Source organism: Vibrio sp. Vb1755 (genome assembly GCF_033338635.1).
GTDB lineage: Bacteria > Pseudomonadota > Gammaproteobacteria > Enterobacterales > Vibrionaceae > Vibrio > Vibrio alginolyticus.
Genome location: NZ_JAWOTA010000161.1, coordinates 1 through 1,372, shown reverse-complemented (window position 1 = coordinate 1,372; position 1,372 = coordinate 1). Strand labels below are relative to the sequence as shown.

Genomic DNA, 1,372 nt, shown 5'->3' with positions numbered 1-1,372 from the left:
AGTCCACTACCTTGATGATTTTCTAGAAAAATACCCCGATATCACTCTGCAACTCACCACGACGCTACCCGGTCAACTGCCGGAACTGAGTTTGGATCTCTTCATCAGTCGTCATTTAGAACAGCTCAATTCATTAAGCTTTAAAGCAACCCCGCTGTTCGAACACAAAGCTCAGTTTTATGCAGCGCCGAGTTACTTAGAAAAATACGGCACGCCACAAAATGTTGAAGAGCTGACAAAACACAATATTTTGATTTGGGGAGAAAAACCTGCAAGAGAGATCAAAACCAACCGAGGGAAAAGAGTGAGCTTGTCAGGCAACTTCGCAACGACCAATCCAGAAGCTCTGTTTCATGGTGCAAAACGCGGAATGGGTATCTTGATGACCAACAACGTAATGATCAAAGACGATTTAAAATCCGGGGCGCTAGTGCCTATTTTGCCGGATGTTACAGCCGACGAGGCTACGGTGTATGCGTATTACCCAAAACTGGATTATCAACACACACGCACCCAATTGTTCCTCGACTATCTAAAATCCCGTTTAGAAGAAGAAAAACGCATCTAATTTGATAGTTTTCTTGTTAAATGTGTGAGTAAGCGACTACTTTGAAATTAATGCCTCAAACTTTGATAACACTCTAGTCTTACTAGACTCACCTATTAGTGTTAATTCCTTGTCTGTTGGGATTCAAAGTTTGATAAATCTCCTGAAGTAAACGATAGTTTACTTGATGCATATCAAATTATAAGTCGTCGTGTCGCACAACTATCAAAGCACGATATGAAATTAATAACGGCTAGGTAACGTGTTTAATGGATCATGTACAAATCAGTGTCCAAAAGCTTGATGAAATATTGAAGCTCAATGGGAGCGCTCTGCTCAACAGAGTGACTTTAGATATCCATCAACAGTTGAAGAGTCATTGTACATGCGTTGTTGAAGTGGCTCATCTTCAACATGCTGCGCACACCATTTCCTTTGCAAGTGGCGGAGAGATCTCAGATAACCTCAGTTACCACCTGTCGGGCACTCCATGTGAAAAAGTCGCGAAAGACATTGGCGAGCACATCTTTTACCAAGATCAGGTCTATAAACGCTTTCCTGAAGACCAGATGTTTCAGGATGATGGCGTTCAAGCTTACCTTGGCCTACCGTTGAAAACACAAAGTGGTGAAGTGCTTGGGATTTTGCTGTCTACTTTTACTCGAAGTATTCACGCGAAAGAAGCACAAGATGTGCTCGAACTTCATCGCTTTTATGCCAATGTGATTATCCATAGCCTTCGTGAAAAATGGGTCAGCGAGCGTTCGGACAAACTCCTAAACCAACTTAGCTACGAAGTCTCTCATGACAACCTCACCGGTTTGT

General features: G+C 42.4%; 1 protein-coding gene and 1 pseudogene. Both read left to right on the top strand.

Features of this window, described 5'->3' with window-relative positions; genetic code table 11:
• A partial coding sequence (locus R7E00_RS23515; protein WP_318124640.1) for a substrate binding domain-containing protein occupies positions 1–568 on the top strand: 568 nt, incomplete at its 5' end.
• 248 nt (positions 569–816) lie between these two features.
• Positions 817–1,372: pseudogene (locus tag R7E00_RS23510) on the top strand (diguanylate cyclase); the annotation flags it as partial.